Origin of the sequence: Flavobacterium reichenbachii (assembly GCF_002217435.1) — a bacterium.
Taxonomy (GTDB): Bacteria; Bacteroidota; Bacteroidia; order Flavobacteriales; family Flavobacteriaceae; genus Flavobacterium; species Flavobacterium reichenbachii.
Genome location: NZ_MUHF01000009.1, coordinates 1 through 23321, shown reverse-complemented (window position 1 = coordinate 23321; position 23321 = coordinate 1). Strand labels below are relative to the sequence as shown.

Here is a 23321-nt window from a genome sequence, read left to right as displayed (position 1 = left end):
AATAAAAAGATATCATGAAAAATAGTTTAAAAATAAAAACTTTAGGAGTTGCTTTGATGATTTCTGTCTTTTCCAGCTGTACAAGCGATTTTGACGAAATAAACAAAGATCCAAACGCTCTTACTGAAGACCAGTTAGATGCAACTCTTGCAGGACCTTCATTTGCAACGGCATTATATGCTGGTATACACAACGGATCATATTCTTCACCTGGTGTAGATGATCAAGGTACTTGGGGTATTGCAACAGGAATTCTATCTTCTACTTTTATTCACTACTTAAACAGTGGATATGGTACAGAAAGAAATGACTTTAGCGGTTTTGAATCTCGCGGATGGACTAGATTCTATACTGTTGCTGTTCCTGCTTTAAACAATGCTTTAAAAGCATCACAGAGTAATGAGCAGGCAACTGCTATATTAAAAATCTGGAAAGTATACATGTACAACCAAATGACAGATGCTTACGGACCAATTCCGTATACTGAAGCTGGAAATGGTCAGGAAAAAGTAGCGTACGACAGTGTTGAATTCATTTATGATGATTTCTTCAAATTGTTAGACGAAGCTAATGCTACATTAACATCTACATCTTTAACTAATGTTGCAACTTTTAAAGGTTCTGACAGAATTTATGATGGAAATGTTGACCAATGGAGAAGATTTGGAAACAGTCTTAGATTACGTCTTGCCTTAAGAATTTCTGATGTACAATCAGACAAAGCAAAAACACAGGCTGAAACAGCAGTAGCTGCAGGTGTTTTAGAGAATAATACTCATAATGCTTATTTTAAAGCGAGTAATATTACTCCAAACAATTTAAACATGATCGTTAACGGATGGGGTTATACAATGACCGCTTCTATGGAAAGTCTTCTTAAAGGATACAACGATCCACGTTTAGCTCTTTGGTTCTCTCCAATTGATACTGGTGTTTATCAAGGACAACCGGTTGGAGGACAACAAGATCAGTTTGGTACTACTAAGTTCTCTGCATTTAATGATGATGTTTTAGGAAATGGTTCTAATCCAAGTCAAAGTTTAAGCGAAACAAAAAACATCGAGGTTTTTATGGCTTCAGAGTGTTATTTGTCTAGAGCTGAAGGTGCTTTAAATGGATGGAACATGGGTGCTTCTGCTCAATCTTTATATGAAGAAGGTATCAGATTGTCATTGGCACAATGGGGAGTTACAAATGCAGCAACTGTAAATGCTTATATTACTGGAAGTACATTGCCTAGCGTACCTCAAATCGTAACATCTTATCCTGCTTTGACAGAATTATTAGATGTACCGGTAAAACTTCCTGTTGCTTGGTCTGCTAATGCTGCAAATCAGCGTACACAAATCGCAGTTCAAAAGTATTTAGCTTTATTTCCAGAATCTTGGGAGTCTTGGGCTGATTTAAGAAGAAGTGATGCTAAAGTAATTTATCCGATACTTAACACAGATAACCTTGATGCTGGTGTTGGAAAAAGCTTAATGAAAAGAGTTATTTACGTAACAAACGAATACTCTGCAAACAGAGCGGCAGTAAACGATGGAATCGTAAAATTAAAAGGTCCTGACACTGGAGGAACAAAACTTTGGTGGGACACAAAATAAGACATAAAGTAAGAATCTAAAATCCTTACTTGAAAGACAAAAAGGAGAGGAAACTCTCCTTTTGTTTTATACAAAAGTCAGCATTCAATAATTATCAAAAAACAAAACAAAAAACCACCATAAATGAAATGTCGGGCGGCGTTTTTAGCTAAATGATAATTTAGGTCTCAACCGCATTCTGCATTCATTTAAATTAAAAGAAAAGTTATGATTACCAGTACATCATCTTCTTCTGAAAAGAAAACAACCTTAATTCCAATTCTAATAATAGCCAGCTTATTTTTTGTTTTTGGATTTGTAACATGGATCAACGGAGCCTTAATTCCGTTCATGAAAACCATAAACGAACTTACATCAGCACAGTCCCTTTTGGTGGCATCAGCCTCTTATATTTCTTTTGTTGTAATGGCACTTCCGGCATCTTATATCCTCACAAAGATTGGATACAAAAAAGGAATGTCTCTGGGATTATTTATTATGGGTTTTGGAGCATTGATATTTATTCCTGCTGCAGAAGCCAGAACATATTGGATGTTCTTAACAGGTATTTTTATTCAGGGTGCAGGAATGACATTACTGCAGACCGCATCAAATCCTTATATTACGATTTTGGGTCCGATGGAAAGTGCGGCAAAAAGAATTTCTATAATGGGAATCTGCAATAAATGTGCAGGAGCTTTAGGATCTCTTATTTTTGGTTCTATTTTATTATCTGGGATAGATGAAATACAAGCAAAACTAAGTGTAGTAAGCCAAGCCGAAAAAACTACCTTATTAAATACTATGGCAGACAGTGTTGTTGTGCCTTATATTACAATGGCTGTAGTTTTATTTCTGCTGGGAATTTTAATTCTTAAAGCACCTCTGCCAAATGTAGAAGCAGAACCTATTCAGGAAGCAAAAGAAGGAGAGACAACCAAAACCAGTATTTTTCAGTTTCCTCATTTATGGCTCGGAGTTTTAACTCTTTTCATGTATGTTGGAGTAGAAGTTATTGCCGGAGATACGATTATTGCATATGGTATTGCACTGGGTTTTCCTGCAGCCGATGCTAAATTTTTTACAACCTTTACGCTTTTGGCTATGGTTGTGACTTACGGACTAGGCGTATTTTTAATTCCCAAATATATTACTCAGGCGCTTGCGTTACGATTAAGTGCATTATTGGGAATCGTTTTATCTTTTTGTATTGTTTTTACTTCCGGCTTTGCATCAGTTGTATTTGTTGCCGCTTTAGGAATTGCAAATGCATTGGTTTGGCCTGCAATCTGGCCTCTGACTCTAAAAGGTTTAGGGAAATTTACCAAAACAGCTTCCGCATTATTAGTAATGGCAATCTCTGGAGGAGCAGTGATTCCTCCATTATACGGAAAATTTGTAGACGTTACAAAAGCAGAATTAGCAGCCAATGGAGTTAGTGAAGCTTTAGCCGCTGCAGAAGCTTCTACAAAAGGATATTGGATTTTATTACCCTGCTACATTATCATTTTGTATTACGCTCTTGCAGGACATAAATTAGGATTAAAAAAGGATTAAGCAGATTTTAAACATGAAATGAAAATAAGTTCTTTTTCATTGGTGTTTACATTCTAAAAAAATAAAAGAGAATGATTTTAAAGTTAAAATATTTAGGAGTTTTATTAATCGCGTGTGTTTTTTGTGTTTCGCTTAAAGCGCAGACCAAAGCAGTTAATATTACCAAGAATTATATCGTAGATAAGCCGCTGACCACAAACAGCCACGCCTCCACATTAGTAGAATATAAGCCAAATGAAATAATGGCTGCGTGGTTTGGCGGTAAATACGAAGGAGCTAAAGATGTCGGAATTTATATTGTCGATTACAAAGATCAAAAGTGGTCGCAGCCAAAAGAACTTATTAAACCTCTAATACAAAAAGGAGATACGCTGCCTTGCTGGAATCCGGTGCTTTTTAAAAGTAAAAGCCAGAATCTTTATTTGTTTTATAAAGTCGGAAAAAACCCGAGAGAATGGTTTGGAGCTATGATTGTATCAAAAGATAACGGAACAACCTGGAGTGAACCAAAATACCTGCCGGATGGAATTCTAGGCCCAATTAGAAACAAGCCGATTGAAGCTGAGCCAGGCATTATTTTATGCGGCAGCAGCACAGAAACTGTAGAAAAAAATATTTGGAGCGTACATGTAGAAACCTACACAGAGGCAACAGATTCCTGGAAAAAAATTGAAATTGATAACCCAAAAAACTTAGAAATTATTCAGCCGACATTTTTACTGCATGGTAAAAACGAAATCCAGATGCTGTCCAGAAGTAAACACAATAAAGTAGTGTCAAGCTGGTCTGTAGATAATGGAAAAAGCTGGATAAAAACAGATACAATAAATGTTGTTAATTCTAATTCCGGAATTGATGCATTGACGATTAATAAAAAGTTATTTCTATTGGTTAATAATCCGCTGCCACAAGGAAAAGACTGGTTCTACGGACGTAATATTCTCGATGTAGAATATTCTAATGATGGTATATCATGGAAAAAATTATTCGATTTAGAAAAAGAAGAAAAAGGAGAATTTAGTTATCCGGCAATTATTCAGACCACAGACAAAAAAGTGCATGTTTTGTATACTTACGACAGAAAGTTTATCAAACATACAGCATTTGATTTAAGTCTGTAATTAGTACAAATTATTTATTATGATTTCTAAAACCCTAAAATTTGCAATCCTTTCTATCTCCATATTTTGTTGTGGTATAAATGTGCGTGCCCAGAATATTATGGCACAAACTTTTTACAAACATGACAAATATCTTTCTTCGGATAAATTGCAAGGTCGTTTTCCGGGTACAAAAGGGAATAATGATGCTGCAGCATACGTAAAGAAATATTTTAAGCAATATGGTTTAAAAAAGTTTGGTGATTCGTATTATCAGCCTTTTAAACTCTTTGTAAAAGAAGGAATCAATAAAATGAAATCAGATACGGTTGTTACACAAAATGTTGTGGGATACCTGGAAGGATCTGATCAAAACCTAAAAAATGAATACATCGTAATTGGCGCACATTACGATCATTGGGGCTGGGGCGGCAAACAATCAGGAAGCAAAAAGAAAGATACAATAGCGATTCATAATGGTGCAGATGATAATGCTTCTGGCGTGGCTGCCCTATTATGCATTTTAGAGAAATTTTCGAAGCCAGAAAATAAACCCAAAAGAAGCATCATTTTTATTTCGTTTAGCGGAGAAGAAGAAGGCTTACTCGGATCTAAATATTTTGTCAGCAACCTTCCGGTAAAAAAAGAAGCAGTAAAAGTAATGCTGAACATGGATATGGTAGGAAGACTTAATGCAGAAAAACAGCTCTATATGGGCGGAGCAGGAACCTTTCCTAACGGCGTTGAGCTAATGAAAAAACTCGGAGAAAACAGCGGATTAAATCCAGTTGTATTTGCAGGAGATGTTGGCGGTTCAGATCACGTTTCTTTTTATAAAGAATCAATCGCAGCTGTTGGGTTTCATACCGGCGGACATCCGCAGTATCACACGCCCGAAGATGATATTGAGCTAATTAATTTTGATGGCGGCGCTTTGGTGTCAGAATATATTTTTAAAGCTCTTCGTGAAATTGCTAATTACGACCAATCCTTATATTTTATTAAGCAGAATTAAATGAAATTTTTTAAATAATTGATAGATGATATTGAAAATCATTGAGCACGATTTTCGATTAATAATAGTTGAATTAGTTATTTGTTGTTTTGAAGAGAGGCGGTGTCTATTAAATATTATAGATGCCGTCTTTTACTTTAAAAGCCCATGCTGCCATAGCATCAATTATGGGTAATAAACCGTTTCCGGCTGTACTGAGTCTATAAGTTACAAATGGAGGCACCACAGGTTTTGCTTCGCGAATCACCAGACCATCAGCCTCTAATTGTTTTAAATGCTGAATCAGCATTTTTTCTGTTACAGCTGGAATCGCCCTTTTCAGTTCGCTGTAGCGCTTATCTCCTGTCGATAAATGATACAAAATAATGGGTTTCCAATAACCGCCTATTTTTTCCATAACAAAAGTTACAGGACATTTTTCTAATGCATACTGCTTGTTTTCCTGAATGGTAGAAGATTCTTTAATTGCTGTCATGTTACATACTTTAGGGTAAGTACTTGTATAAAAGTAAGTACAAAGATACCTTTGTAATTGTAAATAAAAAATATTTTAATATGAAAATTATAATTTCAGGTTCTTTAGGAAATGTAGGAAAGCCTTTGGCACAGCAACTTGTAAATGCGGGTCACAATGTGGTCGTAATAAGCAGTAATGAAAACAGAATAGAAGCGATAGAAAATCTTGGTGCAAAAGCAGCAATTGGTTCTGTCAGCGATGCTTCTTTTCTAACGCAGACATTTGCAGGTGCAGATGCACTTTTTGCTATGACGCCGCCAAATATGGGAGGTTCTAACGTAATTTTAAACACAGTGGCAGCCGGAAAAGCATTCGCAGAAGCGATAGAAACTTCGGGTATTAAACGTGTAGTATTGTTAAGCAGTATTGGAGCAGATCTGCCAGCAGGAAATGGACCAATTGCAGGTTTACATCAGATCGAAAAGTTATATGAAAAACTCAACACATCAATTACATTTTTGCGTGCAGGATACTTCTATATCAATTTTTTTAATGATATCCCGATGATTAAAGGTGCCGGAATTATGGGAGGCAATTTTTCTGCTTCATCAACAATTCCTTTAGTACATCCCGAAGATATTGCTTTTGCTGCTGCCCAAGAACTTCAAAAAACAACTTCAGATATCAATGTTCGTTACATTATAAGCGATGTTCAGACACCGTCTGAGATTGCAAAAGCATTTGGAAATGCAATAGATAAACCAGAACTTCCATGGATTGAGTTTACAGACGAACAGTCTTTAGACGGAATGAAACAAGCCGGACTGCCAGAAGAAATTGCAGGTTTATATACCGAAATGGGAGCATGCATTAGAAGTGGAAAGATTGCAGAAGATTTCTTGAAAAGTAAATCTGCTGTAGAGGGAAAAATTAAATTGAAAGATTTTGCCAAAGAATTTGCTGCAAAATTCTAATTCTTTATAAGAAAACAATCCGCTCTTGTACAAAGTACGGAGCGGATTGTACTAATTAAAAAAAACTCAAGTCAACAGACTGCAAAGTACAGCTGCTAAATTTTAATATGTTCCGAGTAATGTTTTATAACGTATCGTTGAAAACGCCCTAAAAGTAACTGCAGAAATATATTGGAATCTTTATTTTATCTTAAAAGAAAGAAATAAAATAATCTAATGTTTGGTTTCGAAAGATGTATAAACACAAACTTATGCTTTTAATTGAATTTAATCTAAATGAAGCAATTAGAAGATTATTAGATTTGCATTAGAGATTTTAATGTGAAGACTAATTATGAATTTAGAATCCATAATTTATTTATCAATTCTAATATAGGAGAATTAATTATAGGGAAAGAATAAGATTTTAGAAATTTAGAATTTAGCTTTGAACTTTTTAATTTTAAAGTTATCAGATTTAACAACCTTTCCGTTATCTGTGATCATAATACAGCTGTAATCAGGAAATTTCTTAAGCAGAAGCAGTCCTTCTGTTTTACCTAAAACCATCAAAGAAGTACTTAAGCCATTGGCCGTTTCAGCATTTGGTCCAAATACCGTAACACTGCACAAACCTGTGGCAGGATATCCGGTTGCGGGATTTATAATGTGAGAATAACGTTTCCCGTCAAAAACTACAAATTTTTCATAACTGCCAGAAGTTGTTACAGCTTCTTGTTCAAGAGGTACAACAGCCAGTAGTTTTTCAGGATTAAAAGGATTTGTTATGCCTATTTTCCACGGAGATCCATTTGGTTGTTTGCCCCAGGTACTCATATCGCCGGAACCGTTTATGATTCCTGCTTCAATCCCTTTTGCGATCATCATATCGCGGCATTTATCGGCTGCGTATCCTTCGCCCAAAGCACCAAAACCTATTTTCATTCCCTTAAGTTTAAGAAAAATAGTAGATTGTACACTGTCTAAAATAATGTTTTGGTATCCAACTTTTTCAACCGATTTTTTTATGGCTTCCGCCGAAGGCATCTCGGTCATCGATCCGTCAAATTTCCAGATTCTGTCCATTGCGGCAAAACTCACATCAAAACCGCCATTTGTAATTTTAGATAATTGAATGGCTCTTTGTGTCAATTCAAAAACTTCACGATCTACTTTTACAGGACGTATTCCGGAATTCTGGTTCACCTCAGAAACCTGCGAATCTGATTTCCAATCTGAAATTAAATTCTCGATTCTGGTAATTTCGGCAATCACTTCTTCAATTTTCTGACTTGCTGTCGCAGAATCTTTAGCTACAATAGAAATATCAAAACGACCGCCCATTAAAAGCGTTGTTTTTTTTCGCAATACCTGAGAATTTGCTGAAAAGCAGCAGACAAGGATAAATAGATATAAGAATTTATAAGATAGTAATTTAGCCATAAGAATCTTTTTAAAGAATACAATTAAGTGCTAGTGGAGCAGTAATATAATTTCTAAAAATAATTAAAAAAAAACAGATGAAATTTATTCCCTATCGCGAAAACACGATTATAGAGATTAAAAAAAATCCGTTTTTTTCAGCGTCTTCGAGATAGCGATCCGTAGAATCAGCGTCTTAAATTACAGAATTAACCCCGTTAGTTGTAATTATTTTTAACTCATAGTCCCGAAGCTTCAGGATAGATTTTGCATACTTATAAAAGGCGTTTTACTTGTTTTAACAAACAGAGCTATGTGTGAAAATCTAGATTTTTTAAAATTACCTTTTTCTAAATATTTAAAAACCTATGATTCTATGTGTTAAAATACTTTTTTTAAAATACACTCAACGGTTTATACAATTAGTATCTTAATAACAATCCGTCAAAATCTGGCCATTACGTTTATATTCCGTTATGTTTTTAGAATTAGAAGTCAGGCAGAGTTCCTCCAGAATATTTTCTACATCATTTTGCATTTGCAGCGAACCGCAGATCATGATAACACCACCTTGCTGTAATAAATCAATAAAAAACACAGCATCACGTTTGATGAGATCCATTACATAAATATGCTGTGCTTCTCGTGATAAGGCTACATGAAAATTTTCCAGATGATGTTTATGAATCATAACTCCGGCAAACTTATTATACGCCAAAAGTGTGGGAGTTTCCATTCTAAAACCGCTGTATAAATGTATTTCTGTTTTAGCTTTATTCTGCTCGATCATTCCGAGGAAAGGCGCAATACCAGTTCCGTTTGAGATAAAAGCTGCTTTTGGAGTTTTTTTAGGAAAATGAAAAGCAGGATTTTTAAGAATTCTTGCTTTTATAGTATCTCCAGGTTCCAGATTATACAAATATCCAGACCCTAAACCCGGCTGATGCAGTTTGACAACCAATTGTATATTTCCAGAATGATTACCAATAGAGTAGAGGCGTTCCCGATTGTCATTTGCAGGATAAACTGCCAGTAAATCTCCAGAAGCAAACTTAGTTCTGCTGCCTGCGCGAAGCGTCAATATATAAGTGTGTTCTGTGTCTGTAACAGCGGTTTTGTCTAAAACCATTAATTTCTCTAATCCTTTTGGGATTTCATTGTATAAAGAAGGTGTCGGTGATAACGGTATTCCTGTTTTATCGCTCCATAATCTAACCCATTTTACAAATTCTTCTGCAGATTTATCATTTACGGTTTGTACTTCCAACAAACGTTCGGCCCAATTTTGATTTTCAAGTAAAGAATCAATTTCAAAAGAAAACTTGCAGAAATCCGGATAAGATCTTGAACCAAACCCCACCACAGAAAATTGTACTTTATGATCCTGGCTATGTTTTTTTATCAACGAAACAAACTTATTTCCGTTAGAAGGTGCATCTCCCAATCCGTGTGTCGAAGTAAAAATAATAATATGTTCCGCTTTCGGGAAAGTTTTAAAACTATTCAATTCGGTTAAGAAAACCTTTTCACCGTGCGCCATCAATTGTTTTCCAATTGCATTGGCAAATCGCAGAGAGCTTCCGTTTTCAGAACCGGCCAGCAATATAAATTTACTCTCGTCGGCTTTAAATTTATTTTTAATACGGCTAGATCTTCTTTTTAAAGTAATAGCAAAACCAGAATAGATAAAAAACAAGATATTTAAGGAAGCAAACCCTAAAATTACAGCCCAAAATGCATTAATTCTCCCAGTATGAAGATCAAGGCTTAATGCGGCTATTTGTGCTCTTAACGGCGAAATTTTTTCTGTAATTACTGCTCCGGTAACCTGATTGACTTCGACCTCGCGATCGGTCAATTCAATAATATAGTATTCCTCCGGGTCATCTGTAAAAGGAAATTCAATTTTCTTTACCTGAGACAAATAGGTTTTTTTGAATAGTGAAACAGGATTTTTTGGCACCGAAACAGCAGCTGATTTTTCCTGTTTTTCCTTTTCTTTAGCCATAAAAAAATTAAACCTTTCCAGAGACAAATACGTTCCGGTAAGCGCAATAACGAGAATCGGAATTAAAGCAAGGCGTCCTAAAACAACGTGGTAATATTGAGCGAAATACTCTTTTATGACTTTTGAAAAGAAATTACGAATTCCCTGCTGTCTTTTTAGAACCAAAACAAAGCCCGAAATAGAAATCAGCAGTAATAAAAAAGAAATTACACCAACGGTAAAACGTCCTGCTTCTTTTAAAAACAGCGAACGATGAAAACTCGTAACCCACTGTATAAATTCATTTTTTTTAATCGGTTTTCCTAGCTTTTTGCCTGTCAGCGGATCAATGTACGCATTGACATCATTGCCCTCTTTATCTATGGCCTGCAGTGTTACAAATTGATTGTGATCTACACTCAGCTCTGTAATTTCAGGATATGCCTTTTTTAAAATCGGCAGAGTTTGTTCCAGAGTTATCTGATCAAAATTTGCAGCACGATACGGCAGTGTTTTTTCCTGAACGGCATCAACAGCCAAAATAGTTCCGGTTATAGATGCTAATAATAGAAATGCAGAAGAAAACAAAGCCAGAGCCAAGTGAGAGTAACGCCAAAAAGAAAGAGTCATTATGTAATCCTGTTATATTTTATTTAATCTTACGTAACGAATATAACCTTTTCCTTCTGTTTTATCAGCAAGGCCTTCGGTAGTAAGCGGAATTTCTAAGTCGGTTACATAATATTTTTGATCTTCTACAGCACTTTCAAATCTTAATTTATATCCGGCATTAATTTTAGAATCGTCAATTTCTATAGTGGTCATACTTCTGTCACCGCCCGTTACAGAAGCACCGGTTTTTGCGCTGATATCGTCAGAAGGTTTTTTAGAATGAAATTTATGCCATTCTTTTAGAGAAGTGTACCATTTTTTGTCATCGCCCATTACATAAAGTGTTTTTTCGTATTCTCCTTTAGCATTAAGCAGAGAAACAACAATGTACGCACCTTCGCCCATGTAATTAGACATTTGAAGCATACATTTGTATTTACTTGCCTGTGCAGAGGCCTGAAAAGAAATTAGGCATATAAGTGCGCCCGTAAGAGCAATTTTAAATATTGATTTCATATTAGATTTCATTTGTTTTTATTGGAATATGATACTGCCAATGATCGTTTTATTTATGATTTAAAATCACGGCAAGTTCAAACTATTATTTTAAAAATTCAACAGATATATTATTTTTTGTCAACGTTTCATTTTCTTTTGCTAAAGCATAAGCACTCTCGTCAAATTCGGTTTTTATTTCTTTTTTTGCACCAATTGATAATAAGTATTTTAAAATAGAATCGTCTTTAGAAATCATTGCCGCTTTATGAAGTGCAGTCATGCCATCTTTGTTTTTGGCATTCACATCAATATTTAAAGAAGCCAGTTTTTTTAATAACTCTAAATCATTTTTAGTAATAGCAATAAGGTAAAGCGTGCTTCCGTCTTTTTGCGAAGCAGCTAAATTTAAACCTTTATCCTGAAGTAGTTTGGCTTTAGTTTCAAAAGGATCTTTTGCTCCAGCACCCGGGCGATACGATTGTACTAAATATACACCCAAATTGTTTCCGTCTTTGTCTTTTACATTAACATCTGCACCTTTTTCTAAAAGAACAGCCACCGCTTCCGGAGTTCCGGATCTCACTGCAAAACTCAAAGCCGATTCTCCTTTAAGGTTTTGCATTTTAATGTTTTTTACTGTTGGGAGCAACTGCTCAAGCGCAGTATTTTCTCTTGAAGCTGCAATCATTACAGGAGTCGTTCCTTCTTTTGAAGCTTTATTTGCATCAACACCTTTAGAAAGAAAATATTTGATTATTTCTGTTTGATTTGGTTTTCCAGCTAAGATATGAAGTACATTTTCTCCCGATTTGTTTACAACTGCCGGTTTTAATTTTAAATCTTCAACTAAATATTTATAAGTTTCAAGAGGTGCACTTTCTCTGCGGCTTCCCTGTGCAGCAATAAGAATCGCATTATCGTTATATTTTATTCCTTTTTCTATAAGTTTCTTTAACAGCGAAATATTTCCTGATCTTGCAGCATAATTAAATACTGTATTTCCGTCATTATCTACATCTTTTAGCGACATTCCTTTAGTTGCAAAATATTCAGAAAGCTTTAAATCTTTATCAGAAGGCGCCGCCATAAGCAATAAGTTTGCTCCATCTTTGTACTTTTTCTTAGGATCGATTCCTGCTTTAAAAAACGCTTCGTACAATGCTGTATTCACAGCGCCGTTACTTGCAGCAAATGCAATTGGTGTAGTCGCGTGACTGTCTTCTAAATTAATATCAGATCCCTTAGCTATTAAATATTCAGCAAGTTCTGTATTTCCTTTATATGCAGCCCAGTGCAGATAAATACGATTATCGTGTGTCATTTTACCAACCGTATTTCCCGGCTGTTCCAGAAGAAATTTGATCGTTGCAATCGGAGCTTCATTATTAATTGCCAGAACTACAGGATCAAAAGCATTTTGATTGGCCTGAGAAGGATCGTTTCCTTTTGCAATTTCGGCTTTAACAGCATTTATATCTGGAGAAGCTTTCCAAAAGGACTGCTCTAATAACGAGTTTTTTTGCTGGGCACTAACAAATAAAGTAGCGGCTAATGCAAAAGAAAGAAAAACATTCTTTTTCATATTGAGATATTTATTGTTTATTAAGTTGTTTTAGGTTTGAATTGAATTCTATTATTTAGAATAAATAAAAATAACGCAAATGTAAATATTAATATCATTAAATCAATCTTAATTTTTGCTTAAAAAAACTTTTGGGATCATTTTTTTCAAGCGTTATCCATTAGTTTATTCGTTTTTTGAACTTTTAAGCGATTCACCGCCAAGCATCATATCTGTTTTCTTAAACAAAGCTTAATTTCAATCAAAAAGCATCGATTTATAACCCTAATAAAATTTTTATTTTTCTTATCTATTTGTTTAATAAATGTTTATGTGTTAAAACGAATGTTTGTACTCTGATTTTTTAATTAGAATAATTATAAATAAAGCACATTTTTTACTCATTTATTTGGCGATTAAAATTCAAAAAATCTAAATCATTGTTGATAACTGTTTTTAGATTCAAGAAGATTACGTCTATTTTTCCTGTTGATAACTTACCTTAATTTATATTGAAAGTACTAGCTGAATGATAATTACGAACTACTCAGGAGCTGTTCATAAATTGTCAGTTTTTCGCCTTCGCGAAAGTTTTCCAACTGTTGATAATTGCTTGGATTTTTAACATCAAAAAATAGACAAAAGCAGATTAGCAGGTTAAATTTGTAGTAATAGAAAAGCGTTCAATACCACCCCCGGATCTTATATATTTCTATTCTTTTTTTAGTCACTTAAAATTCTATATATATGTCCATTTTTGATAAAAGAATCAATTATAAACCTTTCGAATATCCGGAAGTTCTCCAATTTACAGAAGCTATAAACAAAGCGTACTGGGTTCATAGTGAGGTAGATTTTACCGCAGATACACAAGATTTTCATGCACACTTAAATCCTGCCGAAAAAACAGCAATCAAAAACAGCCTGCTGGCAATCGCGCAGATTGAAGTTGCAGTAAAAAGCTTTTGGGGAAATATTTATGATCATTTTCCAAAACCGGAATTCAACGGATTAGGGTCAACTTTTGCCGAATGTGAGTTCAGACATTCAGAAGCCTATTCGCGCCTTCTGGAAGTTTTGGGTTATAACGATGAGTTCGAAAAATTGTTAGATATTCCTGTAGTCCGCAAACGTGTCGATTATTTGACGAATGTTCTAAAAGACACCAAATCGCAGGACAACAAAAAATATGTAGTTTCCTTAATATTGTTTAGTATTCTAATCGAAAATGTTTCCTTATTCAGTCAATTTGCCATTTTATTATCTTTTACAAGATTTAAAGGTTATATGAAAAATGTGAGCAACATTATCGCCTGGACTTCTATAGATGAGCAGATTCACGCAAATGGAGGGATTTACATTATCAATAAAATCCGTGAAGAATTTCCAGATTATTTTGATGCCGAAACTTTAGACTTAGTTCGAAATACAGTAAGAGAATCAATTGCTGTAGAAGCAGATATTTTGGATTGGATCTTTGAAGACGGTGAAATCGAAAGCATTAAAAAAGCAGATTTGGTCAATTTTATGAAATTTAGAATCGACGAAAGTCTGAAACAAATTAATATAGACACAATTTTTAATGTTTCTCCGGAAGATTATAAAGCAATGGCATGGTTTGAAGAAGAAGTTTTTGCCAATAGTCTTGATGATTTCTTTGCAAAACGTCCCGTAGAATATACCAAACACGATAAAAGCATAACAGCCAACGACCTTTTTTAATACAAGCACAAAAGAATTATGAATACAATCGATACAAACCAGCATAATAGTATTGCACCAGGACAGCCTGATACAAAAATGTGGTGGAAAAACTCTGAAAGCGAACAAATTTTAAATCGTGGTTATCTCCTTAAAGGTGAAACTGTAGAAGGTGCAATTGATAGAATTTGTACCGCTGCTGCAAAAAGACTTTACAAACCAGAATTAAAAGAATCTTTTGTAGAGATGATAGAAAGAGGATGGATGAGCATTAGTTCTCCTGTGTGGGCAAATATGGGAACAGAACGTGGTCTGCCGATTTCTTGTTTTAATGTGCACGTGCCGGATAAAATTGAAGGTATTACCCATAAATTGGGCGAAGTTATCATGCAGACCAAAATTGGCGGCGGAACTTCGGGTTATTTTGGTGAGCTTCGCGAAAGAGGAAGCGCTGTAACCGATAACGGAAAAAGCAGCGGGGCAGTAAGTTTTATGAAACTTTTTGACACAGCAATGGATACCATTTCACAAGGTGGTGTGCGTCGTGGTGCATTTGCCGCTTACTTAGATGTGGATCATCCGGATATCGAAGAATTTTTAAAGATTAAAAGTATCGGAAATCCTATTCAGAATTTGTTTACAGGAATCTGTGTACCAGATTATTGGATGCAGGAAATGATAGATGGAGATGCAGAAAAAAGACAAATTTGGGCAAAAGTATTAGAAAGCCGTCAGCAAAAAGGACTTCCTTATATTTTCTTTAGTGACAACGTAAACAAAAATAAACCTCAGGTATATAAAGATCAGAATCTGCGAATTAATGCAAGTAATTTATGCAGCGAAATTATGCTTCCGTCAACGAGTGACGAATCATTTATCTGCTGTCTTTCTTCTATGAATTTAGAATTGTATGAAGAATGGAAAGATACTGAAGCTGTAAAATTGGCGATATTTTTCTTAGATGCAGTTTTGCAGGAATTTATAGAAAAAACAGAAGGAAACTACTATTTAGCAGCTGCAAATAAATTTGCCAAAAGACACCGTGCATTAGGCTTAGGCGTTTTAGGATGGCATTCGTATCTTCAAAAAAATATGATTCCGTTTGAAGGTTTAGAAGCTAAAATGAAAACAACAGAAATTTTTAAACATATAAGCGACAAAGCTGACAAAGCAACGCAGGATCTTGCAAGAATCTACGGTGAGCCGGAATTGTTAAAAGGTTACGGAAGACGTAACACGACCACAATGGCAATTGCACCTACAACTTCATCTTCGGCTATTTTAGGACAGACTTCGCCGGGTATCGAACCTTTTAGCAGTAATTACTACAAAGCCGGATTGAGCAAAGGTAATTTTATGCGTAAAAACAAATATCTTAAAACCTTATTAGAACAAAAAGGTTTGGATAACGAAGAAGTTTGGAGAGGAATTATGCTGAACGGCGGAAGCGTGCAGCATATGAGTGAACTTTCTCAGGAAGAAAAAGATGTTTTTAAAACATTCAAAGAAATAAGTCAGTTAGAGATTGTACAGCAAGCTTCTATTAGACAAAAATATGTAGATCAAGGGCAAAGTATCAATCTTAATATTCCTTCAGATCTGCCAATTAAAGAAGTAAATCGTCTTTTGATTGAAGCATGGCAGCTCGGAATAAAAAGTTTGTATTACCAAAGAAGTCAAAGTGTTTCTAAAGAATTGGTTACAAGTCTTGTCTCTTGCAGCAGTTGTGAGTCTTAAATAAAATTATATTTTTTTTAAAAGCCGGAATTATTTTCCGGCTTTTTATGTTTAAAAGACATTTTGATTTTTTCTTTAAAAAAGAAAAAAACGCAGTATAAATTATTGTAAAATGTTAATTTAGCAGTCGTAGAAATTACAATTTACCATCCCAAAAACAACCCAAAATGGAGAATGTCTCAGTAATAATAATGCTGCTTTTTGGCGTAGCATTTTTAAGCCTTATTAGTAAAAAATATAATTTTCCAATTCCTATTGTACTTGTTCTTTGTGGTGTAATTATAAGTGTTATACCAGGTCTTCCGGTCATTGCGCTAAGTCCAGAAGTAGTATTTATTGTGTTTTTACCACCGCTTTTGTATCATTCTGCGTGGTACACGAGCTGGTCCGATTTTAAGCATGCGATTCGTCCTATCACGCTGGCTGCTGTAGGATTGGTATTCTTTACGACCTTTGCCGTGGCTGTTGTGGCACATGAACTTATAGATGATATTTCATGGCCGCTGGCATTTTTACTTGGAGCAATTGTATCGCCTCCAGATGCAGTTTCTGCCGCATCTATAACCAAAGGATTAGGATTAAACCCAAGACTGATTGCTATTCTTGAAGGCGAAAGTCTGGTAAACGATGCAAGCGGACTTGTGGCTTACAAATATGCGCTTACTGCAATTACTGCGGGTAATTTTGTGCTTTGGGAGGCCGGAATAAATTTTGTTTTAATGTCTCTTATCGGAATTGCTATTGGTGTCGCCATAGGTTTTGTAATGAGCTATATTCATAAGAAATTTGTTAATGACGATGTAATAGAAGTTACCCTGACCTTATTGACGCCTTTTGCATCTTATCTGCTTGCAGAACATTTTGAAGGTTCTGGAGTTTTGGCTGTTGTAGCTACTGGTTTGTTCCTTTCAGCACGCACCGGAACTATTTTTACACATGAAAGCCGTATCATGACAGGAACTATATGGAACGTTTTGACTAATATCTTAAACGGATTAATTTTTATTTTAATTGGTCTGCAATTGCGTCAGATCATTACGGGAATCAGCACCTATTCTGGAATGTCACTATTTATCTGGGGTGCCGTGGTGAGTATGGTGGTTATTTTAGTTCGTTTTTTATGGGTAATTCCTGCGACTATGCTGCCGAGGTTTTTGAGTTCTAAAATAAGAGAAAAAGAAGAATTTGATTATAGAAATATGATCATCTTTGGCTGGTCCGGAATGCGTGGTGTAGTTTCTATGGCTGCAGCATTGGCACTGCCGCTAACTATAAATAATACAGAGGAGTTCCCTTTTAGAGATCTAATAATCTACTTAGTTTTCTGCGTTATACTATCTACATTGGTTATTCAGGGATTAACACTTCCGTGGATAATTAAAAAATTAAAATTACAGCCTTACTCGATAATTGCAGAAGAATATGATATAAGGAATATAATTGTTTCTGAAACGATTACGCATATCGAAGATAATTTTTCATTATTAAATGATGATTTGCTGCATAATATTAAAAGCAAATATGAGGTAAAATTTAATCGACTTCAAAAAACAGAACTTCCGGCTAATTTTTTTGGAAAAGGCAATGTAATGGGAGGTGAGATTTTTAATGATTTTACCAAATTGCAAATCGATTTATTAAATGTTGAAAGAAGTAAACTAGAAGCCATGCATAAATCTGGTTCTGTCAATGAAGAGATTTTTCGCAAAATAGAAAAAGAACTTGATCTGGAAGAAACACGTCTTTGGATGGAAATGTATGAAGATTAATACTCAAAAGAAGTAAAAAACTAAAGAGATTTTTATTGAGATAATCTCTTTAGTTGAATCTATTTATGTTATTGATTTATATGATATTAATCAGGTATTTTAATTTCACTGACAGCTAGATTGGCAGTTGCCTGCGCCACAATTTTGGACGTAGTCTCATTAAAAACTTCTGCTTTTATATTGATGATGGTTTTGCCTAATTTTTCTATTCTGGTTTTTACTAAAACCGTCTGACCTTCTACTGCTGGATTAAAATAATCAACGTAAAGATTTATGGTTGGATAAAATTTCTCTAAACCCAAAACCATAAAATTTACGCCCATGCAATCGTCAATCATTCCTGCAGTTACACCGCCGTGAAGTATTCCGATTGGGTTGGTCATTTCCTTTCTAATTTCAAATTGAAATTCAACACCGCTTTCTTCAACAGAAATTACTTTTCCGTTTAACCAATTAGCAAAAGGCGAGGGGCTGTTGCTAAAGTGCCTGCCTACAAAGCTTTGCAGGTACGCTAGTCTTTTATTTTCCATATATTATTGTTTTGCTCTTTTACAATATTCTAAATAACTCCCATTTTCTGCATTAAGAAAGTGGCGCTTTTATTTTTGCAGATGCCATTACGCAGTTTATAATCAAAGTGTAATTCATTATTCTGAATTTCAACCTCAAAACATTGATTGGTTAAAATTTCAGGATATTCGTTCGTTGTGAGACAAACTTCTATATCATGAGTTGCAATTGCTCCAATTGCTTTTTTGCCAATGATTTTTTTGACAACTTCAATTGTTCCGTTGCGTTTATCATCAGAGTTTGTTCCTCTTAATATTTCATCCAGCAAAACAAAAGCAGGACGCTCTTCGAGTGCATCCATAATCTGCTTTAAACGCTTGATTTCTGCAAAAAAGTAAGATTCACTATCAGATAAAGAATCCGATAATCGCATTGAAACCAATACAGGAAGTGGATGAATATTAGCACTTGAAGCACAAACAACTGACCCAATTCCGCCCAATACCATATTGATGCCTAAACTTCTTAAAAAAGTACTCTTTCCTGACATATTTGATCCTGTTAAAATCATAAAAGATTCGGGATAAAAATGAGTGTCATTTCCAACGCGTGTTTCAGGATTTAAAAGAGGATGACTTAGATTTGAAAATCTGATTTTGTATTCTGAATTAATTTCAGGAAAAACAAAATCAGGATTATTATACGCTAAATTGGCAAGACTGCTTAAGGCTTCAAATTCACCAATAACCAAAATCCATCTTTCCAGATCTTTAGAATGACTATCTTTCCATTTTAAAAGAGCCTTAAGAACATGAAGATTAAATAAAAATGTTCCATTAAATAAAACTGCTGTTACAAGATTATTTATGGTGTCCATTCTTGAAAATAACTCAGACAATTGTTTTAAATGAGTACTGGCATTTGTATTTTTCGAACTAAGTTCTTTTTGTAAATCAGTTAGCTTTTTGGACTGAAAGTTTTCTTTTTCAATTTTTTGAACTAATAAACTGTAGTGTTTAATGATTTTATCTATGTGGTCGGCTTTGGCAATTTCGGATTGAATTCTTTTAAATGATTTTCCTAAGACTATTAAATTGGCAATGAAAACGTAAGTCAGGTACGAAAGTAAAATAGTTTTTGATGTTATGAAATACGCTGTTAATACACCTAGAAATAAAGACGGCAGTATAATTGAAAGTGCAATTATAACTTTAGGTAATTCATTGTTTTTAGAAGAATTCCAATAGATTATAGAATCAAAAGAAGCTTTAGAATCATTGCTTATTTTTGCAAGTGCGTGAAATTCCTGTCTCCAGTCGATTTTGCTTTTAAGTTCGTTTACGGCTTCCTGATTTTCTAAAATAACATCATTTGAATTTGTTATCAAAAGCTGGTCGGCAAGTGTTTTCTTTCCGATAAAGGTAGCCGTTCTGTTTAGATTTTGAAATAAAGAATGTTCTCCAAAAATATCCAAATCGTAAGCGTAAGGATGATGAAAATCATTGAATTCACTACCATTTTCAAAAGAATTTTTTTCTCTTTTAAGAAAAGAAATTTCATCTTTATTAATTTGAAGAAGGGCATTTGTAATTAGTTTTCGAAACGACAAACGCGAATGAATTTTCATTAAAAAAATAAAACCAACAAAGGATAAAAAAGCAAAAATTACGTTTAAGATTTCATTTGTTTTAATGTAATAAAACATAAAAAACAAAACTAAAAAAATGCTTAAAAGACGTAAAAGACTTATGCTGTTGTATCGTTTGTTGATCTTATTAAATTGTTCTGTATATTGTAATGTCTTTTCCTGATATGCTTTCATTGTGTAAATTTGATGAAATACAAATATAGGTTTTAAGACAGAAAATTATCATTCAAAAGCAGATTAATCTTCATGCATTACCAAAACAGGGATTTCTACTTCTTTTGAGATTTTTTGCGAAAAACTAGACTCAAAAATGCTGGCAAAAAAGGATCTTTTGTGCGTTATAGTTGTCAGTACATCAATATCTTTATATAAGACAAAATCAAGAATTGTTTCTTTTACTTCATCGCTTGGTAATACTAAAAAGTCTACATCTTCTGCTGCAAATTCGTTTTCCCATTCTTTTATGGTTTGAGCAGAAACATCAGAATCAGATGTTTTTACATATAGGCTTTTAACTCTGGCATTGGTTTTTTTAGCAATTTTAAGAACTTTTTTCAATTCTTTTTTATCTTTATCGCGGTAACGTGTAGTAAAACCGATTGTTTTAATCTTTTTGTATTTTGCATAAACGGGAACACATAAAACAGGAACGTCAACATCTGCAATTACCGAGTTGCTGTTAGATCCGGTAAAGAATTTAGTCCAGTCAGAGACACCGCTTGTTCCCATAATAACAAAATCTATTTGGTCTTCTTTAACCGCATTTTTCAGGTTGTAAATTAAATCACCATCCATCAGACGGTGTTTAATGACAATATCTTCCAGATTTCTTTCTAAAGCAATCGTTCTTAATTTTGGAATCTCATCTTTAAAAGTTTCAAATTTAGCTAACTCAATCGAGCTGTATATTGAAGCGTAGTTTTCCGGGAAAAACTGACTGTCGTAAACTGGAATTTCAAAGGTGTGAAGCAAAATAAGTTCGGCATTGACAACTTTCGCAAATTCAAGCGCATGAACAAAAGCATTTGTTGCAGCGTCAGAGAAATCGGTTGGGAATAATATCTTTTTCATTTTACTGAGAATTTAAGTTTGTTTCTCAAATTTACTGATTACTTATAAGAAACAAGCTGATAATTATCAGTTATTTAACACTTAATGAATTGTTAATCTAATAGCAAATTGGTGCTTAATCTGCATTTTCTATTCGCTTTCTGTTTGTCAACTTTATCGCTTTTTTAATACCTTTGCATTATGATAAATCACGATTCTATAGTTGCGCTGGCTACTCCGTCTGGAGCAGGAGCAATTGCCATTATTCGAATTTCTGGAGCAGAAGCTATTTCTATTGGAAATTCGGTTTTTAAATCCATTAAAGGAAAAGATTTAACCAAACAAAAAACACATACACTCCATTTAGGTCATATTGTTGATGATGCTAAAACCCTGGATGAAGTTTTGGTATCATTGTTTAAAGGGCCAAACTCGTATACAGGCGAAGATACCATAGAAATTTCGTGCCATGGTTCAACCTATATTCAGCAGCAAATTATTCAGTTATTGCTGCGCAAAGGCTGTCGTATGGCAGATGCAGGAGAATTTACCCTGAGAGCATTCCTGAACGGAAAACTAGATTTATCTCAGGCAGAAGCTGTTGCTGATTTAATTTCTTCTGATAATGAAGCTTCTCATCAAATAGCAATGCAGCAAATGCGCGGCGGTTTTAGTAATGAAATTGCCAAACTGCGTGAAGAATTATTAAATTTTGCTTCTCTAATAGAGTTAGAATTGGATTTTGCAGAAGAAGATGTGGAATTTGCAGACCGATCTCAGTTTAATGATTTGTTAAACCGTATAGAATTTGTTTTGAAACGATTAATCGACTCATTTTCTGTTGGAAATGTTATTAAAAATGGAATTCCGGTTGCTATTGTCGGAGAGCCGAATGTTGGAAAATCGACATTATTAAATGCTTTATTGAATGAAGAACGCGCCATCGTTTCTGACATTGCTGGAACAACACGCGACACAATTGAAGATGAACTGGTAATTGGCGGCATTGGTTTTAGATTTATAGATACTGCAGGAATTCGCGAAACAAAGGATGTTGTAGAAAGTATCGGAATCAAAAAAACTTTTGAAAAAATAGAACAGGCACAGCTTGTAATTTACTTAATGGACAGCTTGAAATTTCAGGTTTCAAGCGAATCTTTTATTGTTGAAATTGAGAAAATAAAAAACAAATATCCTTTAAAGCAAATTTTGATTGTTTGTAATAAAATTGATCAGTTGAATCAAACAGAACTTCAAAATATTCAAACAGAACTTGAAATATTAAATTTAAAACAAATCTTTTTGAGTGCTAAAAATAAAGAAGGTGTTGAAGATCTAAAAAATCAATTACTATCTTTTGTAAATACGGGGGCACTTCGTAATAATGAAACAATTGTTACGAATACCAGGCATTATGATTCTCTGTTAAAAGCCTTAGATGAAATTCAGAAAGTAAAATTTGGTTTAGAATCTAATCTTTCCAGCGATCTTATGGCATTAGATATTCGCGAGGCTTTGTACCAATTTGGCCTTATTACGGGACAAGTTACAAACGACGAATTACTTGGAAATATCTTTGCTAATTTCTGCATTGGTAAATAGGAACGTCAATACATTGCAAATTGATAATAAGCTATGCGTTAAAAACGTCGGCTTCTGTAACGCTGTTTAGAAGAAGTAATTATTATTCTTGCTTCTTCTATTCTTGCTTCTTCCTTTAGCGTCATTCTTATTTTTGTTTTTCAAAAACCAATTATATAGTTCCATTTTCGCAGGTTCTCACGTTAACATCCAGAATATTGCGCATCAGATATTTTCCTAAACCAGAAAACTCCCTTCTCTTATATATTATATAGTTATTTCAAATAACTTTGATTGCTGTATTTTAGAATTTTTATACATTGACATTGATTTAATGGAATATTTCGCAAAAACATTACTTTTTTTAATGTTAAACTTACTGAAAACATACCTATAAAGGAAAATTCTTACCATTTGATTTTAAAACTTCAACATCTAAATTTTTTATTATCAGAAAGTTAAGAATAAATTCAAAAAAACTTTCAAAATAGTTAAAAAAAAAGCTTGGAGAAGTCAATAAAGGTTGTACTTTTGCACCCGCTTTGAAACACAAGCGAAACAAAATTGAAACACGTTCGTA

Annotated in this window: 18 protein-coding genes; 9 read left to right on the top strand and 9 right to left on the bottom strand. The window is 34.2% G+C overall.

From position 1 onward, the window contains the following. The first annotated feature begins 14 nt into the window (after window positions 1–14). The 4 genes from B0A68_RS09520 (at window position 15) to B0A68_RS09505 (ending at window position 5255) form a co-directional block, all read left to right on the top strand. Complete coding sequence (locus tag B0A68_RS09520; RefSeq protein ID WP_035689365.1) at window positions 15–1604, top strand: SusD/RagB family nutrient-binding outer membrane lipoprotein; 1590 nt, start codon at window positions 15–17, stop codon at window positions 1602–1604. A 207-nt stretch (window positions 1605–1811) separates the two neighbouring features. Beyond that, a complete protein-coding gene (locus tag B0A68_RS09515; protein ID WP_035689366.1) occupies window positions 1812–3140 on the top strand; it encodes a sugar MFS transporter in 1329 nt (442 codons plus the stop codon). A 71-nt stretch (window positions 3141–3211) separates the two neighbouring features. Continuing rightward, on the top strand, window positions 3212–4261 hold the full coding sequence (locus B0A68_RS09510; protein WP_035689368.1) for a sialidase family protein: 1050 nt from the start codon (window positions 3212–3214) through the stop codon (window positions 4259–4261). Between the two features lie 19 nt (window positions 4262–4280). Further along, window positions 4281–5255: a M20/M25/M40 family metallo-hydrolase gene (locus tag B0A68_RS09505; RefSeq protein ID WP_240475328.1), complete on the top strand. Its 975-nt coding sequence runs from the start codon at window positions 4281–4283 to the stop codon at window positions 5253–5255. A 109-nt stretch (window positions 5256–5364) separates the two neighbouring features. Here the strand turns inward: B0A68_RS09505 and B0A68_RS09500 are convergent, their stop codons facing one another. Further along, entirely contained in the window at window positions 5365–5730 is a 366-nt protein-coding gene (locus B0A68_RS09500) for a winged helix-turn-helix transcriptional regulator (RefSeq protein ID WP_035689373.1), read from the bottom strand. 80 nt (window positions 5731–5810) lie between these two features. Here B0A68_RS09500 and B0A68_RS09495 point away from each other — a divergent pair, with 80 nt between their 5' ends. Then, the gene (locus tag B0A68_RS09495) at window positions 5811–6686 is read left to right on the top strand and encodes an NAD(P)H-binding protein (protein WP_035689375.1); all 876 of its coding nucleotides are present in this window, start codon (window positions 5811–5813) and stop codon (window positions 6684–6686) included. 414 nt (window positions 6687–7100) lie between these two features. Here the strand turns inward: B0A68_RS09495 and B0A68_RS09490 are convergent, their stop codons facing one another. The 4 genes from B0A68_RS09490 to B0A68_RS09475 form a co-directional block, all read right to left on the bottom strand. After that, window positions 7101–8108 carry an FAD:protein FMN transferase gene (locus B0A68_RS09490; protein ID WP_035689377.1) on the bottom strand — a complete coding sequence of 336 codons (1008 nt, stop codon included), beginning with the start codon at window positions 8106–8108 and terminating at the stop codon, window positions 7101–7103. A 409-nt stretch (window positions 8109–8517) separates the two neighbouring features. Beyond that, the gene (locus tag B0A68_RS09485; RefSeq protein WP_035689379.1) at window positions 8518–10704 is read right to left on the bottom strand and encodes a PepSY domain-containing protein; all 2187 of its coding nucleotides are present in this window, start codon (window positions 10702–10704) and stop codon (window positions 8518–8520) included. Window positions 10705–10716: 12 nt separating this feature from the next. Continuing rightward, window positions 10717–11202: a DUF2271 domain-containing protein gene (locus B0A68_RS09480; RefSeq protein WP_035689526.1), complete on the bottom strand. Its 486-nt coding sequence runs from the start codon at window positions 11200–11202 to the stop codon at window positions 10717–10719. Window positions 11203–11287: 85 nt separating this feature from the next. Beyond that, window positions 11288–12766 carry an ankyrin repeat domain-containing protein gene (locus B0A68_RS09475; RefSeq protein WP_035689381.1) on the bottom strand — a complete coding sequence of 493 codons (1479 nt, stop codon included), beginning with the start codon at window positions 12764–12766 and terminating at the stop codon, window positions 11288–11290. Between the two features lie 726 nt (window positions 12767–13492). Between B0A68_RS09475 and B0A68_RS09470 the strand changes: the two genes are divergently transcribed. The 3 genes from B0A68_RS09470 to B0A68_RS09460 all read left to right on the top strand — a co-directional run bounded on the left by B0A68_RS09470 (window position 13493) and on the right by B0A68_RS09460 (window position 17952). Next, on the top strand, window positions 13493–14467 hold the full coding sequence (locus B0A68_RS09470; protein WP_035689384.1) for a ribonucleotide-diphosphate reductase subunit beta: 975 nt from the start codon (window positions 13493–13495) through the stop codon (window positions 14465–14467). 18 nt (window positions 14468–14485) lie between these two features. Continuing rightward, entirely contained in the window at window positions 14486–16183 is a 1698-nt protein-coding gene (locus B0A68_RS09465; protein ID WP_051892878.1) for a ribonucleoside-diphosphate reductase subunit alpha, read from the top strand. A 167-nt stretch (window positions 16184–16350) separates the two neighbouring features. Next, a complete protein-coding gene (locus B0A68_RS09460) occupies window positions 16351–17952 on the top strand; it encodes a Na+/H+ antiporter (protein ID WP_035689387.1) in 1602 nt (533 codons plus the stop codon). Window positions 17953–18038: 86 nt separating this feature from the next. Here B0A68_RS09460 and B0A68_RS09455 read toward each other — a convergent pair whose 3' ends face one another. The 3 genes from B0A68_RS09455 to B0A68_RS09445 form a co-directional block, all read right to left on the bottom strand. After that, window positions 18039–18482 carry a PaaI family thioesterase gene (locus tag B0A68_RS09455; protein WP_035689388.1) on the bottom strand — a complete coding sequence of 148 codons (444 nt, stop codon included), beginning with the start codon at window positions 18480–18482 and terminating at the stop codon, window positions 18039–18041. 29 nt (window positions 18483–18511) lie between these two features. Beyond that, window positions 18512–20284, bottom strand: a complete 1773-nt coding sequence (locus B0A68_RS09450; RefSeq protein WP_035689397.1) for a MutS-related protein — start codon at window positions 20282–20284, stop codon at window positions 18512–18514. Window positions 20285–20347: 63 nt separating this feature from the next. Next, the gene (locus B0A68_RS09445; RefSeq protein WP_035689399.1) at window positions 20348–21181 is read right to left on the bottom strand and encodes a universal stress protein; all 834 of its coding nucleotides are present in this window, start codon (window positions 21179–21181) and stop codon (window positions 20348–20350) included. Window positions 21182–21361: 180 nt separating this feature from the next. On the opposite strand from B0A68_RS09445, the gene mnmE reads away from it, so the two are divergent. Beyond that, entirely contained in the window at window positions 21362–22762 is a 1401-nt protein-coding gene (gene mnmE, locus B0A68_RS09440) for a tRNA uridine-5-carboxymethylaminomethyl(34) synthesis GTPase MnmE (RefSeq protein ID WP_035689403.1), read from the top strand. A gap of 370 nt (window positions 22763–23132) precedes the next feature. Here the strand turns inward: mnmE and B0A68_RS24630 are convergent. Further along, the coding region (locus B0A68_RS24630; RefSeq protein ID WP_207763277.1) for a hypothetical protein at window positions 23133–23321 on the bottom strand (189 nt) is incomplete at its 5' end.

What these genes read in the sequence shown, in the direction of transcription:
- B0A68_RS09520 (WP_035689365.1), top strand. Translation starts at nt 15, where the DNA reads ATGAAAAATAGTTTAAAAATAAAAACTTTAGGAGTTGCTTTGATGATT.
- B0A68_RS09515 (WP_035689366.1), top strand. Translation starts at nt 1,812, where the DNA reads ATGATTACCAGTACATCATCTTCTTCTGAAAAGAAAACAACCTTAATT.
- B0A68_RS09510 (WP_035689368.1), top strand. Translation starts at nt 3,212, where the DNA reads ATGATTTTAAAGTTAAAATATTTAGGAGTTTTATTAATCGCGTGTGTT.
- B0A68_RS09505 (WP_240475328.1), top strand. Translation starts at nt 4,281, where the DNA reads ATGATTTCTAAAACCCTAAAATTTGCAATCCTTTCTATCTCCATATTT.
- B0A68_RS09500 (WP_035689373.1), bottom strand. Translation starts at nt 5,730, where the DNA reads ATGACAGCAATTAAAGAATCTTCTACCATTCAGGAAAACAAGCAGTAT.
- B0A68_RS09495 (WP_035689375.1), top strand. Translation starts at nt 5,811, where the DNA reads ATGAAAATTATAATTTCAGGTTCTTTAGGAAATGTAGGAAAGCCTTTG.
- B0A68_RS09490 (WP_035689377.1), bottom strand. Translation starts at nt 8,108, where the DNA reads ATGGCTAAATTACTATCTTATAAATTCTTATATCTATTTATCCTTGTC.
- B0A68_RS09485 (WP_035689379.1), bottom strand. Translation starts at nt 10,704, where the DNA reads ATGACTCTTTCTTTTTGGCGTTACTCTCACTTGGCTCTGGCTTTGTTT.
- B0A68_RS09480 (WP_035689526.1), bottom strand. Translation starts at nt 11,202, where the DNA reads ATGAAATCAATATTTAAAATTGCTCTTACGGGCGCACTTATATGCCTA.
- B0A68_RS09475 (WP_035689381.1), bottom strand. Translation starts at nt 12,766, where the DNA reads ATGAAAAAGAATGTTTTTCTTTCTTTTGCATTAGCCGCTACTTTATTT.
- B0A68_RS09470 (WP_035689384.1), top strand. Translation starts at nt 13,493, where the DNA reads ATGTCCATTTTTGATAAAAGAATCAATTATAAACCTTTCGAATATCCG.
- B0A68_RS09465 (WP_051892878.1), top strand. Translation starts at nt 14,486, where the DNA reads ATGAATACAATCGATACAAACCAGCATAATAGTATTGCACCAGGACAG.
- B0A68_RS09460 (WP_035689387.1), top strand. Translation starts at nt 16,351, where the DNA reads ATGGAGAATGTCTCAGTAATAATAATGCTGCTTTTTGGCGTAGCATTT.
- B0A68_RS09455 (WP_035689388.1), bottom strand. Translation starts at nt 18,482, where the DNA reads ATGGAAAATAAAAGACTAGCGTACCTGCAAAGCTTTGTAGGCAGGCAC.
- B0A68_RS09450 (WP_035689397.1), bottom strand. Translation starts at nt 20,284, where the DNA reads ATGAAAGCATATCAGGAAAAGACATTACAATATACAGAACAATTTAAT.
- B0A68_RS09445 (WP_035689399.1), bottom strand. Translation starts at nt 21,181, where the DNA reads ATGAAAAAGATATTATTCCCAACCGATTTCTCTGACGCTGCAACAAAT.
- mnmE (WP_035689403.1), top strand. Translation starts at nt 21,362, where the DNA reads ATGATAAATCACGATTCTATAGTTGCGCTGGCTACTCCGTCTGGAGCA.